Origin of the sequence: Pleomorphomonas sp. T1.2MG-36 (assembly GCF_950100655.1) — a bacterium.
Taxonomy (GTDB): domain Bacteria; phylum Pseudomonadota; class Alphaproteobacteria; order Rhizobiales; family Pleomorphomonadaceae; genus Pleomorphomonas.
Window position 1 is genome coordinate 300,834 of record NZ_CATNLY010000052.1, and the last position, 13,032, is coordinate 313,865.

12 protein-coding genes are annotated in these 13,032 nt (G+C 67.3%); 2 read left to right on the forward strand and 10 right to left on the reverse strand.

Annotated features, from left to right (window positions below; genetic code table 11):
• Positions 1–5 precede the first annotated feature (5 nt).
• Together QQZ18_RS22465 and QQZ18_RS22470 are read right to left on the reverse strand one after the other, a co-directional pair.
• Entirely contained in the window at positions 6–986 is a 981-nt protein-coding gene (locus QQZ18_RS22465) for a sugar ABC transporter substrate-binding protein (protein WP_284543227.1), read from the reverse strand.
• Between the two features lie 203 nt (positions 987–1,189).
• Positions 1,190–2,191 (reverse strand): LacI family DNA-binding transcriptional regulator, encoded by a 1,002-nt coding sequence (locus tag QQZ18_RS22470; RefSeq protein WP_284543228.1) that lies wholly within the window; start codon positions 2,189–2,191, stop codon positions 1,190–1,192.
• Between the two features lie 179 nt (positions 2,192–2,370).
• Between QQZ18_RS22470 and QQZ18_RS22475 the strand changes: the two genes are divergently transcribed.
• The gene (locus tag QQZ18_RS22475; protein ID WP_284543229.1) at positions 2,371–3,567 is read left to right on the forward strand and encodes a hypothetical protein; all 1,197 of its coding nucleotides are present in this window, start codon (positions 2,371–2,373) and stop codon (positions 3,565–3,567) included.
• Positions 3,568–3,665: 98 nt separating this feature from the next.
• Here QQZ18_RS22475 and flbD read toward each other — a convergent pair whose 3' ends face one another.
• The 6 genes from flbD to sciP all read right to left on the reverse strand — a co-directional run bounded on the left by flbD (position 3,666) and on the right by sciP (position 9,431).
• The gene (gene flbD, locus QQZ18_RS22480; protein WP_284543230.1) at positions 3,666–5,045 is read right to left on the reverse strand and encodes a sigma-54-dependent transcriptional regulator FlbD; all 1,380 of its coding nucleotides are present in this window, start codon (positions 5,043–5,045) and stop codon (positions 3,666–3,668) included.
• A gap of 14 nt (positions 5,046–5,059) precedes the next feature.
• Positions 5,060–5,404, reverse strand: coding sequence for a flagellar motor switch protein FliN (fliN, locus tag QQZ18_RS22485; protein ID WP_284543231.1), 345 nt, complete (start codon positions 5,402–5,404; stop codon positions 5,060–5,062).
• Positions 5,401–6,084: a FliH/SctL family protein gene (locus QQZ18_RS22490; protein ID WP_284543232.1), complete on the reverse strand. Its 684-nt coding sequence runs from the start codon at positions 6,082–6,084 to the stop codon at positions 5,401–5,403. The genes fliN and QQZ18_RS22490 overlap by 4 nt, the downstream gene beginning before the upstream one ends.
• A 28-nt stretch (positions 6,085–6,112) precedes the next feature.
• Complete coding sequence (gene fliG, locus QQZ18_RS22495) at positions 6,113–7,102, reverse strand: flagellar motor switch protein FliG (RefSeq protein WP_284543304.1); 990 nt, start codon at positions 7,100–7,102, stop codon at positions 6,113–6,115.
• A 74-nt stretch (positions 7,103–7,176) separates the two neighbouring features.
• Positions 7,177–8,865, reverse strand: coding sequence for a flagellar basal-body MS-ring/collar protein FliF (fliF, locus tag QQZ18_RS22500; protein ID WP_342398940.1), 1,689 nt, complete (start codon positions 8,863–8,865; stop codon positions 7,177–7,179).
• Positions 8,866–9,155: 290 nt separating this feature from the next.
• Entirely contained in the window at positions 9,156–9,431 is a 276-nt protein-coding gene (gene sciP, locus QQZ18_RS22505; protein WP_101288644.1) for a CtrA inhibitor SciP, read from the reverse strand.
• A gap of 250 nt (positions 9,432–9,681) precedes the next feature.
• Here sciP and QQZ18_RS22510 point away from each other — a divergent pair, with 250 nt between their 5' ends.
• The gene (locus QQZ18_RS22510; protein WP_284543233.1) at positions 9,682–9,870 is read left to right on the forward strand and encodes a hypothetical protein; all 189 of its coding nucleotides are present in this window, start codon (positions 9,682–9,684) and stop codon (positions 9,868–9,870) included.
• A 91-nt stretch (positions 9,871–9,961) separates the two neighbouring features.
• Here QQZ18_RS22510 and QQZ18_RS22515 read toward each other — a convergent pair whose 3' ends face one another.
• Both QQZ18_RS22515 and QQZ18_RS22520 read right to left on the reverse strand, forming a co-directional pair.
• A complete protein-coding gene (locus QQZ18_RS22515; protein ID WP_284543235.1) occupies positions 9,962–10,627 on the reverse strand; it encodes a flagellar hook assembly protein FlgD in 666 nt (221 codons plus the stop codon).
• Between the two features lie 23 nt (positions 10,628–10,650).
• Positions 10,651–12,966, reverse strand: coding sequence for a flagellar hook-length control protein FliK (locus tag QQZ18_RS22520; protein WP_284543237.1), 2,316 nt, complete (start codon positions 12,964–12,966; stop codon positions 10,651–10,653).
• Between the last annotated feature and the right edge of the window lie 66 nt (positions 12,967–13,032).

A 13,032-nucleotide genomic window follows, 5' to 3' on the forward strand; every position in this document is an offset into this window, starting at 1 on the left:
GTCGATCAGAGATCGGCGGCGGTGATCAGCTTGATGTCGGTCTTCACCCAGCCGGTGAACGTCTCGCCGGCCATCTGGCGCAGGCCGTACTCGATGCCCATGGCGGCCATCTGGGCGCCGTACTGCTCGACGGTCGCCAGCATCTTGCCGGCCTTGATCAACGGTTGCACGGCCGGGATGTTGTCGAAGCCGACCACCTTGATCTTGCCAGCGAGACCGGCGCTGTCGAGTGCCTTGACGACGCCGAGGGCCATGGAGTCGTTGGCCGCCATGACGCCCTGGATGTCGTTGTGCTTGGTGAGGAAGTTGGTCATCAGCGTGTTGGCTTCCTCGGTCTCCCAGTGAGCCGTCTTGCTGTCGAGCAACTGAAGCTTGCCGGCGGCGACGGCATCGTCGAAGCCCTTCTTGCGCTGCTGGGCGTTGTCGGCCTCCGGGTTGCCCTCGAGGATGACCACCTTGCCACCTTCGCCGAGTTCCTTGGCCAGCGCGTTGCCGGCGAGGAGAGCGCCTTCGCGGTTGTCCGGGCCGAAGAAGGCGAGGTCGATGCCGGCCTTCTTCTTGGCGTCCTTGTCGAGCTCGACGTCGATGTTGATGACGGCGACGCCAGCCTTAACGGCCTTGGCGAGCGGCGTGACCATGGCCTTGGAATCGGCCGGGGCGACGACGATGATGTCGTATTTCTGGGTGACGAAGTTCTCGACGGCGTCGACCTGAGAGGCAAAGTCGCGTTCGTCCTTCATGCCGACGGCCTTGAAGTCGAACTTGTCCTTGTTCTCTTCGGCGTATTTCTCGGCGCCGGCCTGCATCTGCTTGAAGAACTCGTTGGCGAGCGACTTCATGACCAGCCCGACCTTGGGCTTCTTGCCGGCGGCGAACACCGGAACGACGCCCGAAACCAGTACCAGCGATCCGGCGGCGCCGGCCAGCAGCAGCCGGCGACGGCTTACACCAGACAGACTCCACCTGTCCGAAGAAAATGAAGTCATTTTACCCTCCCAAACGAACGTTTTCGTTGAGCTGGACCCAATGTACCGGCCCGATGAAACGTTTCCAAATGACGCTACCAGTATAGTACCACCGCATCAAGGCGAGACATGCCACTCCGACCAAAGTTGAGTGGGTAGAAAATACTTCGTATTTACAAGGGAATACGCAGCCGGTCCGGGCAGCTTGCCCTCGGCGGCCATCTTCAGCGCGGCGGGGCGCAGGTTTCGCGCAGCGCCATGGCGCAGGGGAAGATGTGGCTCGCCGACGCGTCGAGCGCCTCGCCGCCGATCAAGAGGTCGGTGGCGCATCTGGCGATCGATGCGACGGGTTGGACGGCCGTCGTCACGCGCGGCACCACCAGATCGGAAACCAGGATGCCGTCGAAGCCGACGACCGACAGCTCGCCGGGTATGGCGATGTGACGGTCGAAGGCGACGCGCAGCACGCCGATCGCCTGCTGGTCGGAACAGGCGAACACCGCCGTCGGCTTCGGTCCATCGTCGGCGAGCAGCACCTTGGCCGCCTCGCGTCCGCCCTCGTAGTTGAACGGCGCCGAGACGATCCAGGCGGCGGGGTCGAGGCCGGCGTCGGCGAGGCGGGGCGCCATCACGTCCATGAAGCCGGCGAGCCGTTCGCGGGCGACGAAGGCGTTCTCGGGGCCGGAGATGCAGGCGATGCGCCGGTGGCCGAGCGACACCAGGTATTCGGCGGCCATGCGGGCACCGGCGCGATGGTCGGCCGCCACGAAGGGATGGCCGGCGATGCGGCGATCGACGACGACGAGGCGCACGCCCTCGGGGTTGGCGAGCGAGCTGGCCCGGTTGCTCGGCACCACCACCACGCCCTCGACCTTGCTGCGGGCGAGGCTGGCGATCAGGTCGGCCTCGCTGTCGACCTGTTCGTCGGAACTGGCGAACAGCACGCTGTAGCCGCGCTCCTTGGCGCGCAGCTCGATGTGCTGCATGAGATCGGCGAAGAAGGGGTTGCGCAGGTCGGGAATGACGACGCCGAGGGTGCGGTTGGTGCCGCGCCTGAGGCCCTGGGCGGCCGCATCGGGCTGGAAGCCCAGCTCGGCGATGACCTCGTCGACGATGCGCTTCTTGGCCTCGGTGACCGACGGATGCCCGTTGACGACCCGCGAGACCGTGCCGACTGACACGCCGGCCTTCCTGGCAACGTCACGGATTGTCGTGCGCGGTTTCACATCGGTCTCGGGGTTCGGTTTCGCCGCCTATGCATAACCGTACCGCAGGTGATTTCAATGCGGTTGTTGCCGGGGTCGCTCGATGCATCGGGTGGCTCTTGGTCTCCGATGGGAGAGTGTCCTTGTCTTGCGTTGGCCGAGCAGATGGATAGGTTGGCAACTCCGGGTAGGGGGGCGTGATGGACGGGCTGGCTTACAGGCTTCTGACGACCGACGAGTTCGAACTGGCGGTGATCTCTCTTGTGGCAGTGGCTGTCTTCGCTGCACTTGCCGTGGCTCTCTACCGGCCGGCGTGGACCATGCCGCGCCTTCCTTATGTGGCGACACTCTGCGTCTGCCTTGCCGCCGGCCAGCTGAGCTATCTCCTGCGCTGCCTCTACTTCGAAGCGCTCGACCTGCAGCAGTTGGGGCGCCTCGCCTTCGCCTTCGTTCTCATCTGGATCGCCATCGGAGCGATCGTTGGCATCGCGTCGGCCGCGCGGGCGCGGGACGCGTTCGGCGGTAACCTGTTGTGGCCGCTGGTCTTCGTGCCTCTCGCCAATCTGCTGCTGATGGTCGCTCCGTCGCGGCAGGCTCGACGGACAAGGATGGGCTCGCGGGCCAGCGAGGTCGTGTTGGTGGCCTGCGGATGCGTGCTCGTCGGATTGACCCTGAACGTGCCCGGCGTCAGCCAGGACTATCTTGAAAGCGCCGGGGATGCGCGGCATGTGCAAGCCGAGCTGGGCGCCAACGTCGCCGTCGACCCCGCCGACAGCGAAGGGCTGGAAGCGACCCTGCGGGACATGGTGGCGAAAGCGCCGCTACCCGACACCCTGGAGGCGAGGGTCATCAGCATCGAGGTCCATGGCGACGTCGTCGAAACCGCCATGCAGGTCGAGGACGACAACATGGCGCTCGACGCGGACTGGCGGGATGAGACGACGGCCAGCCTGTGCTTTTCGGGAACTCAGGCCTTGCTCCTCGACAAGGGCGCCACGCTAAAGACCACATACCGGGCTTCGAATGGAGAGCTCCTGTCGGACCTGACTCTGAGCACCGACATCTGCAATGCGTTCCGCGCGCCAAAAGAGCGGGAAATCATTGCCGTCATCGAAGCCTTGGACCTGCCGCAGAAGCTCAGCGATGAGGTCGCCATCATTGGTGCCAGCTACAAGGACAAGACGGTGACCTACCGCTATGCCTTCACTGCGAGGCCACCGACGGACTCCTGGAAAGCGGCAGCCCAAGGCATCATGTGCGAGCAGGACGAGTTCAGGCGCATCGTTCGCCTGGGGATTAAGATCAAGGTGGAGTTCGATCTCGCCGAGGGGGAAAACAGCGTTCCGCTCGGCCAGCTCGTCATGACCGCCGCGACCTGCTCGGCAAGCGCGCGTTAGGGCGCTGTTCGATCTGATTGAATCAGATCGGCGCCCCAAGCGTTTGTTCGAAACGCATCATCTTGTCGATCCTGGCTTCACTCAGGTCGGATGATGCTTCAGGCCGTCGCAATCCGGCTCGTTCCCGGATCGGGCACGTCGATGCCTTCGGCTTCGTATTCGTTGAGCTTGTTCCTGAGCGTGCGAATGGAGATGCCGAGGATCTTGGCGGCGTGGGTGCGGTTGCCGAGGCAGTGATCGAGCGTGTCGAGGATGAGGTCGCGCTCCACTTCGGCGACGGTGCGGCCGACGAGGGCGCGCGTTACCGCCTCCGCCGTCTGGGCGGCGCGGATGGCCGGGTCGGCCGAGCGCGGCACGGTGACGGTGCCTTCCATGCGGGCGCCGTCGGGCGAGCGGATGGCCTCGACGCCGATCTCGATGCCGCTGGCCAGCAGCACGGCGCGGTGGATGGTGTTTTCCAGCTCGCGGACGTTGCCCGGCCAGCGGGCGGCGATCAGCTCGCGCTTGGCGTCGGCCGACAGCGGCCGCTCCGGCATGCCGTTGATCTCGGCATACTTGCGGCCGAAATGCTCGGCCAGCGCCAGGACGTCGGCCGGACGGTCGCGCAGCGACGGGATCTTCAGGTTGACGACGTTGAGGCGGTAGAGAAGGTCCTCGCGGAAGCGGCCTTCCTTGACGGCGTCGGTGAGGTTGCGGTTGGAGGTGGCGATGATGCGGATATCCACCGGCACCGGCTTGCCGCCGCCGACGCGGTCGATCATCCGCTCCTGGATGGCGCGCAAGAGCTTGGCCTGCAGGCGGACGTCCATCTCCGAGATTTCGTCGAGCAGCAATGTGCCGCCGGAGGCTTCCTCGAACTTGCCGACGCGGCGGGCGACGGCGCCGGTGAAGGCGCCCTTCTCGTGGCCGAACAGTTCGGATTCGAGGAGGTTCTCGGGAATGGCGGCGCAGTTGACGGAGACGAACGGCTTGTCGACGCGGCTCGACTTGCGGTGGACGTAGCGGGCGAGCACTTCCTTGCCGGTGCCGCTTTCGCCGGTGATCAGGATCGACGCCTCGCTGCCGGCCACCTGATCGGCGAGCTTCAGCACCGCCTGCATCGCCTCGTCGCGCACCACGAGGTCGCGGCTGTCGGCGGCGACGGCGGCGAGGACGGCGGCGATCAGCTCGGCGTCGGGCGGCAGGGGGATGTATTCCTTGGCGCCGGCCCGGATGGCGGCGACGGCCGCCTTGGCGTCGGTGGCGATGCCGCAGGCGACCACGGGAACGTGGATGCGTTCCTCTTCCAGCGAGGTGATCAGCCGCTGGATCGGCAGGGACACGTCGATCATCACCAGATCGGCGCCGCGCCCCGAGCGCAGCGTCCGAAGCGCGGTGTCGATGGTGTCGGCCTGCAGCACCGAGGCGCCCTTGTCCATGGCGATGCGGGTGGCGGCGGTGAGCTGCCCGTTGAGTGAGCCGACGATCAGAAGGCGCATAGGTCTGTCTCCGGTCAGCGGTCGGACTTGACGATTTCGGTCATCGTCACGCCGAGCTTGTCTTCGACCAGCACCACTTCGCCACGGGCGACAAGGCGGTCGTTGACGTAGATGTCGATAGCTTCGCCGACCTTGCGGTCGAGTTCCAGCACGGAGCCGGGGGCAAGCTGCAAAAGATCGCTGATGCCGAGGCGGGCGCGGCCGAGAATGGCCGAGACGCGCACGGGGACGTCGAACACCGCCTCAAGCTCGGCGGCGGAGCGCGTGACGGCCTGATCCTCGCCATCGTCGCCGCTGCGGCGACGCTCGGCGACGTGGGATTCGAGGTCGATGCCCGAAGGTTCGTCGGCGGGGGTCATGTGGCGGCTCCGCTCTGGAGAATGTGGTCGGCCGGCGCCTCGGCCGGCAGGTGGCGGGCGATCGCCGCCTCGATGTCGGCGATGATGGCGGCGTGATTGAGCACGATGCCGCCGTCGGCCCATTCGATGCGGCAGTCGCCGCGCGCCATGCCCGGCTCGCCCAGCACCACGAGGCGGCCCTCGAAGCCGCGCTCGGAGACGAGGCGCTTCAGTTCGGTCTGGATCGGCTCGGCGTCGACGTCCGACAGGCGGACGACGAGGTGGGGGGCGGCCCGGAGCGGCGCGAAGCAGTCTTCGAGAAGGCCGACGATGCGCTCGCGCGGCAGCCGCTCGACCAGCGAGCCGGCGATCTTGATGGCCACCGTCTCGGCGAGGCGCATGGCGTCGGCCTCGATGCGCTCGCGCTCGGTGTCGAGAACGGCGAGGATCGACTGGGCGGCGCTGGCGAGGCGCTGCGCCTCGTCCGACAGGCGCATGGCTTCGCGGGCGGTGCGGTCGGCCGCCTGGGCCTCGGCGCTGTCGCGGCCGGCGGCGAGGCCGCGCTCGTAGGCGGCGGCTTCCGCCTCGGCGAGACGCTGGAGATGCTCCGGCTCGGGCACCATCACGGTCGCCGGCGCGGCATCGGCGCGCGAAGGGGCCGAGAAGTCGTTGTCGAACAGGAAGCGGGCCGGTGCCGCCATCAGCGGATACTCCTTCGCGAAAGACGCGTCACATGACGAGTTCGTCTTCGCCCTTGTTCTTGGAAATCATGATCTCGCCCTTGGCGGCGAGATCCTTGGCGAGATTGATCAGGGCGGCCTGGGCATCGTCGACGTCGCGCAGGCGGACGGCGCCCATGGCTTCCATGTCTTCCTTCAGCATGGCGGCGGCACGGGCCGACATGTTGGCGAAGAAGAAGTCGCGCACGCCTTCCTTGGCGCCCTTCAGCGCCATGGCCAGCTTGTCCTTCTCCACCTGGCGGAGCAGCGTCTGAATGGCGCCGGCGTCGAGCTTGCCGAGGTCGTCGAAGGTGAACATCAGCGCCTTGATGCGGTCGGCGGCGTCGCGGTTGTGCTCTTCGAGGGCGGCGATGAACTTCGCCTCGGTGTTGCGGTCGAAGGAGTTGAAGATCTCGGCCATCAGCTCGTGGGCATCGCGGCGCTGGGTGTTGGTCAGGTTGGACATGAACTCGACGCGCAGCGTCTGCTCGACCTTTTCGAGGATGTCCTTCTGCACCGACTCCATCTTCAGCATGCGGTCGACCACCTCGAGGGCGAACTCGTCGGGCAGCTTGGAGAGGACGCGGGCGGCGTGGTCGGAGTTGATCTTGGAGAGAACGACGGCGACGGTCTGCGGGTATTCGTTCTTCAGATAGTTGGCGAGCACGTTCTCCTGAACGTTGGAGAGCTTCTCCCACATGTTGCGGCCGGCAGGTCCGCGGATCTCGTCCATGATGGCGTTGACCTTCTCCGGCGGCAGCACGGAGAGGAGCAGGCGCTCGGTGGTGTCGTAGTTGCCCATCAGCGAGCCGGAGGACGAGACGCGGGTGACGAACTCGATCATCAGGTCGTCGAGCATGTTCGGGGTGATCGGCCCGAGCTTGGACATGGCAACGGAGAGCTGCTTGATCTCGATCTCGTCGAGCAGCTTCCAGATCGGCCCGCCGTAGCGATCGCCGAGAGCCAGCATCATGACGGCGGCCTTCTCGGCGCCGTTCATCGCACGGTTTTCGCCCTCGGAGGAGATTGTGAGCGTGTTGCCCTTGGCAACGATCGCGGTCGGGGACAGGGCCATTACGCGGGAACCTCCGACAGCCAGTTGCGAATGATGATCGCCGCTTCGTTGGGATTGTCATTGACGAGCTCGCCCACCTTGCGGACCTGATCGAGCTGCTGGGCGCCCTGCGCCTTGGCGTTCTCGATGCGGGTGTCGCCGGGCGGGGGCGGCAGCTCGGGCACGTCGCTGACGGTCTCGATGCCATCGGGGCCCATCACCACCGGCTTGCCGTCGGGGTTGAGCACCACCGTCACGCCGGGCCGGCCGGCGGCGGCGGCCTCGTTGAGCGCCGAGGTGAGGGCCGGCAGCGTCTCGGCGTCGATGTCCGAGCCGAGGATGCGGCGGATCAGCGGCCGGACGGCGAACAGCAGCACCAGGAGCGTCACCAGGATCAGCACGCCCATCTCGGCGAAGCGCATGATGTCTTCGCGCGAGAAGTCGAACATCGAGGTGGGGGCGCCGGCGAGATCGGCCGGGTTGGGCGGGCTGTCGGCGAACTGGAGGTTGACCACCTGCAACTGGTCGCCGCGCTGCTGGTCGAAGCCCATGGCGGTGCGCACCAGCGCGGTGATCTGGTCGAGTTCGGGCTGCGGGCGCGGCGCGTAGACCATGACGCCCTTGGCGTCCGGCGCGTAGCGGCCGTCGACCAGAACGGCGACCGACAGGCGCTTGACGCCGCCGACCTCGGTCACCTGGGTGCGGGTGGTCTTGGAGATTTCGTAGTTGACCGTTTCCTCGGTGGTCTGGGCGTTGTCCGAGGTCTGGGCCGCGTTGGGGTTCTGCTGCTGGTTGGCGTTGGGAATCTGGTTGCCGGCCGAGACGGGCGGGTTGCCCTGATTGTCCTGGCTCAGCGACTTTTCCTCGCGCGTCTGGGTGGAGCGGACGACCTGCCCGTTGGGGTCGAAGGTGTCCTGCGTTTCCTGGATGCGGTTGAAGTCGAGCTCGGCGGCGACGCGGACGCGGGCGCGGCCGGCGCCGACCACGCTCTCGACGATGTCGCGGACGCGGCTCTCGACCTGGTTCTGGAAGGTGGCCGTGCGTTCGTCGGCATTGCTGGCGAGGAAGGTGGCGCTGCTCTCGTCGCCGTTGCCCTGGGCGAGCAGGCGGCCGGTCTCGTCGACCACCGAGATGCGCGAGGGATCGAGGCCGGGGACGGCCGAGCCGACGAGGTGCTGGATGGCGCGGATCTGGCCGGGGTCGAGCGTGCCGCGCGTCTTCAGCACGATAGAGGCGGTAGGCTTCTGCTGGTCCTTGCGGAACAGCTGCTTCTCCGGCAGCACCAGATGAACGCGGGCCTGATCGACCTGCCGGATGGTGCGGATGGTGCGCGACAGTTCGCCTTCGAGGGCGCGCAGCGCGTTGACCGACTGCACGAAGGAGGTGGTGCCGAGCGCGTCGGTCTTGTCGAAGATCTCGTAGCCGACGCTGTCGCCGGCCGGCAGGCCCTGCTGGGCGAGCGCCATGCGGCTCTGGTCGAGCTTGGTTTCGTCGACGAGAATGGTGGTGCCGTTGTCCTTCAGCGTGAAGGCGGTGCCGGCGGAGGTAAGCTGCTGGGCGATGGCCGCCGAGTCGTCCAGGCTGAGACCGGTGTAGAGCGGCACCTGCTGGATGGCCGAGAAACGGAGCACGATGAAGACGAAGAAGCCGATGAGGCCGATCGCGACGGCACCCATCGCCGCCAGCCGGCTTGGCCCCAAGCTCTTCACGAATTCTCCAAATCCACCCACGCCGGTTCCCCATTGTTCGACGCGGTGGGAATCGTCGCCACCCCCGCGGACCAAGGCGGCAATTATTTCCACACGCTTATGGTAAACAAGTTATTAACGGCCGGAGGGCGTTCCGACGGGATTGGCGGAAAACCGCCAGAACCGGTTTATGAAGATTTGCATTATTCACGGCAATTTTTGCCGGGTGTGCTCAAAAGGCGTCGCAAAACGAAAGGGCGGCCGATCCGTCCGGACCGGCCGCCCTTCGAAAGTGGTCGTCTGAAGTCCCGTCAGGGACGATATTGCTGGATGCGCGTGGCCCTGAGGCCGGCGAGCCCATGCTTGTCGATGGACTGCTGCCAGGACAGGAATTCCTCGACGGTAAGGGTGTAGCGCTTGCAGGCTTCCTCCAGCGAGAGGAGGCCACCACGGACGGCGGCAACGACCTCGGCCTTGCGGCGGATCACCCAACGCTGGGTGCCTTCAGGCGGCAAATCGGCAATCGTCAACGGACTCCCATCGGGTCCTATGACGTATTTTACGCGCGGACGCATCTGTTCGGTCATTCTACTCTCACACAAATCTGACCTTCAGGAGAGCATCCTAAATCAAGCCGTTTAAAAAACGCCTAATTCACTCGCAAGAATTCGGTAAGATTTTGAACGACTTGCAAAAAGGCTGTCGCTTTGCCGTGCTTTAGGAATTGGGCCGTCCGGCCGCGGAAAAGACCTCTTCCGCCCTTCTAAAGATTAACAGGGCCATTTCGTTTGCCATGTGGACCGGCCCGCCGCCGGAGCCCGGGAGAATTTTACAACGATGCCAGCTAATCAGAGAAACCACTTATCTGACGTGGAAGCGGACCATCGCGGCGACAACGCCGAGGCCTTGGAGGAGGGCGGGCGCATGGGCAATTGGTCGTTGCACTGGCTCGCGGCGACGGGTGACCTGGAGAGCCACCGCGCGGCCATCGTCGGCGAGTTCGGGCGACCCAAAGGCGCGGGCTGACCTCCAGGGCGGGGTGAGGGCAGGCGCGCGAAAGCCGCCGTCGGCGCGATCGCCGGCAGCGGCTTCAATGGGGATCAGGTGGCGCTGGCTGTCAGGCGCCCACTTCGGTGACGGCCGACAGCGGGATCAGGCGGCCGTTGATCTTGATGTAGGGCTGGGCCGAGGAGGTGTCGACCGCCTGCACCTTGCCGCTGACTTCGGTGGTGATGCTGACCTTGGCGCCCTTGTCGTCGGCGCCGGTGACGGAGATCGTGAAGGGGCTGGTCGAGGCGCTGTAGTCGCCCGACGGGGTGCCCTTGCCGTCCCAGGAGAAGGTGTTCTGGCCCGACTTGAGGTCCATCTTGCCCTGGTAGACGACGGCGCCGTTCTCGTCGGTGATGCTGACCGTGGCGTCCTTGGCGGCGGCCGAGGAGTTGATCGTCCAATCGGCCTTGCCGCCGTCGATCTTGGTGGTGTCGGAATAGGCGGTGACCGTCTTGCCGACGTAGTTGACGAGCTGCAGGGCGGCGCTGGACGTCATGGTGTCCATCATCGCCTTGAGGTTCGAGTTGGTCTGGATCTGCTGTTCGACCGCCGAGTACTGGACCAACTGCTGGGTGAAGCTGTTGACGTCCATCGGGGACAGCGGGCTCTGCGTCTTGAGCTGCGTGGTGAGCAGCGTCAGGAACGTCGAATAGTTCGAGGTCAGCGAGTTGGTCGCCGCCGAAGCGGTGTTCTGGTTGTTGTTCGAGGAGGAACCGACACCCGAAACGCTCATGATGGTCTCCTGATACTCGTTACTCAGACGCGGATATCGATGCGGCTGTCGCCCTGTGGACGATAGGCGCCGGGGAGGATGGCAGCCTTGGCGTCGTCCTCGGCCCTGGTTCGGGCAAGGGTTTCGGCCTGGGCCTGGCGGGCCTGCTGCTGTTGCTGCTGCTGCTGGTCCTGGCGGGCGAAGAAGGCGGAGCGATCCTGCTGGTTGCCGTCCTGGCGCATCGACAGGGACACAGAGCCGTCTTTCACCTCGAAGCCTGCGTCGCGCAGCGTCTGCTCGATGTGGCGCTGGTCGCGCGACAGCGCCTCGAAGGTATCGCGGCGCTCGACGACGAGATGGGCCTTGGCGCTGCCGTCGGCGGAGAAGGCGACCTTCACGTCGACCTTGCCGAGCTCGGCCGGGTCGAGGCGCACCGAGAAGCTGGTCTCGCCGGCCTTGACGTGGCGAACGATGGTGGCGCCGAGGTCGTCGAGCTTGACGGTCGAGGCGGTGGCGGTGGCATGGGTCGCGGCCGTGGCGGCGGCGGTCTGGGTGGTGTGGCCGGTCGGCAGCGCGGCGACCTGGGTCGACGTGGTGTCGCCCTGGGAGGCGGTCGCTCCGACGTCGCGCATGCGGTCGGCGAAGCTGCGGGCGGCGTTGGAGACGCCACTCACCGTCTTCGGCTTGGCAAGGCCGTTGTCGGCGGCCTGATTGGGCGCGGCGCCGGTTTCGCTGGCCGTGGTGCGCTCGCCGGTGGCGTCCGTGGCGGCGGCCGGCTTCTCGGCCGTGGTCTTGCTGCCCGCCGGCTTGATGCCGGTGACGGCCGCGACGCCAGCCGTGGCGGCTGCTTCGTCGACGGCGGCGGTGGCGGTCGAGGCCGTCGCGGCGCCGGTGGCCTGCACCTGACCGTTGGGCGACAGCGGCGACGCCTGGGTGCGGACCGGCTGGGCGGCCGGCTGAGCGTCATCAGCGGGCGCGGCGCTGTCATCAGCCGTGCTCGGGGTGGAGGTCGCTTGGGGCGCCGCCGGCTTGTCGGTGGAGGTGGCCGGCTTTGGGGTGGTTGCGGCGGCGGTTTCGGGCGCGGTCGCGCGTGGCGTGGCATCGACGACCGGCAGGGTGGGGGCGCGAGCGGCATCGCTGGCGGCCGTCTGCGAGGCGACGGCAACCTTCGGCGCTTCGACAGTGGGCGCGTCGGTCTTGGCTGCGGCCGGCTGCGGCGCGCTGTCCGTGGCGGCGAGCGGCGGCTTGACCGTCTCGGTCGCGGGCTTCTGCGTCGAGGTCATGTCGACGGCCGGCTTGGCGGCATCGGCGGCCGGCTGCGGCGCGGCGGCGCTGGCGTCGTCGGTAAGGACCGGCTTGGGCAGATCGACAGTCTCGGGCGTGGTGGTGACCACCGGCGCGGCAACCACTGTCGCGGCCGTGGTGTCGGCGGTGGGCGTGGTCGCGGCGGACGTGGCCGGCGTGGCGACGGGCGGCACCGTGGCCGCCGAGGCAAGCAGGTCGGCCGTGGCGGAAGCGGTCGCGGAGGCGGTGGCGGAAGCGCTGGCGGCGGACTGGGGCGCGGTGGCGGCGGCCATCGCCGCGTCCATTGTGGCGGCCACGGCCTTGGCGGTCTCACTCATCGGCTTGGCGGCATCGGCGGTGGTGGTGGCCGGCGCGGCGGCGGGCTTGGCCGTCTGCTTGGCCGCGTCGTCGTCCTCGGTGTCGGTGGCGTGCTTCGGCAGGTCGACCGTTTCCGTCTGGCTCGTCGCTTCCTTGACGGCGTCGGTCACGGCTTGCAGGAAGGCGTCGCCGGCGGTCGAGGCGGCCGGCGCTTCGGTCGCGGTCGGGGTGGCGGCAGCGGTCGTCGGGGCGATGGCGGCGGCAGTGGCGTCGCTCGCACCGGTGGCCGGCTGGTCGGCAAAGGTCGGCAGGAACGTCGCCAGACCGAGCGGCGAGGCAACGGCGGGCGCGGCGTCGGTGGCCGTGTCGGTCGTGGTCTCTTCGGTCTCGTTGGTCGCGGCGGCCTCACCGGTGGCGGCGTCGCGGCGATCGGTGCGGCGCTGCGCGTCGGCGCGGTCGGCCCGCCGGCTGGGGGCGGCATCGGTGCGATCGGTCCTGCGCCCGGTGGTGTCGTCGGTGCGTCCGCTGCGGTTCACGCGGTCGTTGCGGTCGGTACGATCGCTCCGCTCGACCCGTTCGGTCCGCTGGGGTGCGCTGGCGTCGCGGGTCGGCTGAGCGGCGGGCTCGCGGTCGGTCGCCTCGGCCACCATGTCGCGGAAGCCGTTGCCGACACCTCGGGTGGCGGCTGCGCCGGCAGTGGTCGCCGGCACCGCCGGAGCGGGCTGGGGAAGCGGCAGGACGGGAGCGACAGTGGCCATGGACGGATCCGTTACACGCGGGACAACTCGGTCTAGGCTCGTGCTTGCAAGGGAAAGGCCAAGTGG

What these genes read in the sequence shown, in the direction of transcription:
- QQZ18_RS22510 (WP_284543233.1), top strand. Translation starts at nt 9,682, where the DNA reads ATGCCAGCTAATCAGAGAAACCACTTATCTGACGTGGAAGCGGACCAT.
- fliN (WP_284543231.1), bottom strand. Translation starts at nt 5,404, where the DNA reads ATGACCCCCGCCGACGAACCTTCGGGCATCGACCTCGAATCCCACGTC.
- QQZ18_RS22475 (WP_284543229.1), top strand. Translation starts at nt 2,371, where the DNA reads ATGGACGGGCTGGCTTACAGGCTTCTGACGACCGACGAGTTCGAACTG.
- flbD (WP_284543230.1), bottom strand. Translation starts at nt 5,045, where the DNA reads ATGCGCCTTCTGATCGTCGGCTCACTCAACGGGCAGCTCACCGCCGCC.
- QQZ18_RS22520 (WP_284543237.1), bottom strand. Translation starts at nt 12,966, where the DNA reads ATGGCCACTGTCGCTCCCGTCCTGCCGCTTCCCCAGCCCGCTCCGGCG.
- QQZ18_RS22515 (WP_284543235.1), bottom strand. Translation starts at nt 10,627, where the DNA reads ATGAGCGTTTCGGGTGTCGGTTCCTCCTCGAACAACAACCAGAACACC.
- QQZ18_RS22465 (WP_284543227.1), bottom strand. Translation starts at nt 986, where the DNA reads ATGACTTCATTTTCTTCGGACAGGTGGAGTCTGTCTGGTGTAAGCCGT.
- sciP (WP_101288644.1), bottom strand. Translation starts at nt 9,431, where the DNA reads ATGACCGAACAGATGCGTCCGCGCGTAAAATACGTCATAGGACCCGAT.
- QQZ18_RS22490 (WP_284543232.1), bottom strand. Translation starts at nt 6,084, where the DNA reads ATGGCGGCACCGGCCCGCTTCCTGTTCGACAACGACTTCTCGGCCCCT.
- fliG (WP_284543304.1), bottom strand. Translation starts at nt 7,102, where the DNA reads ATGAACGGCGCCGAGAAGGCCGCCGTCATGATGCTGGCTCTCGGCGAT.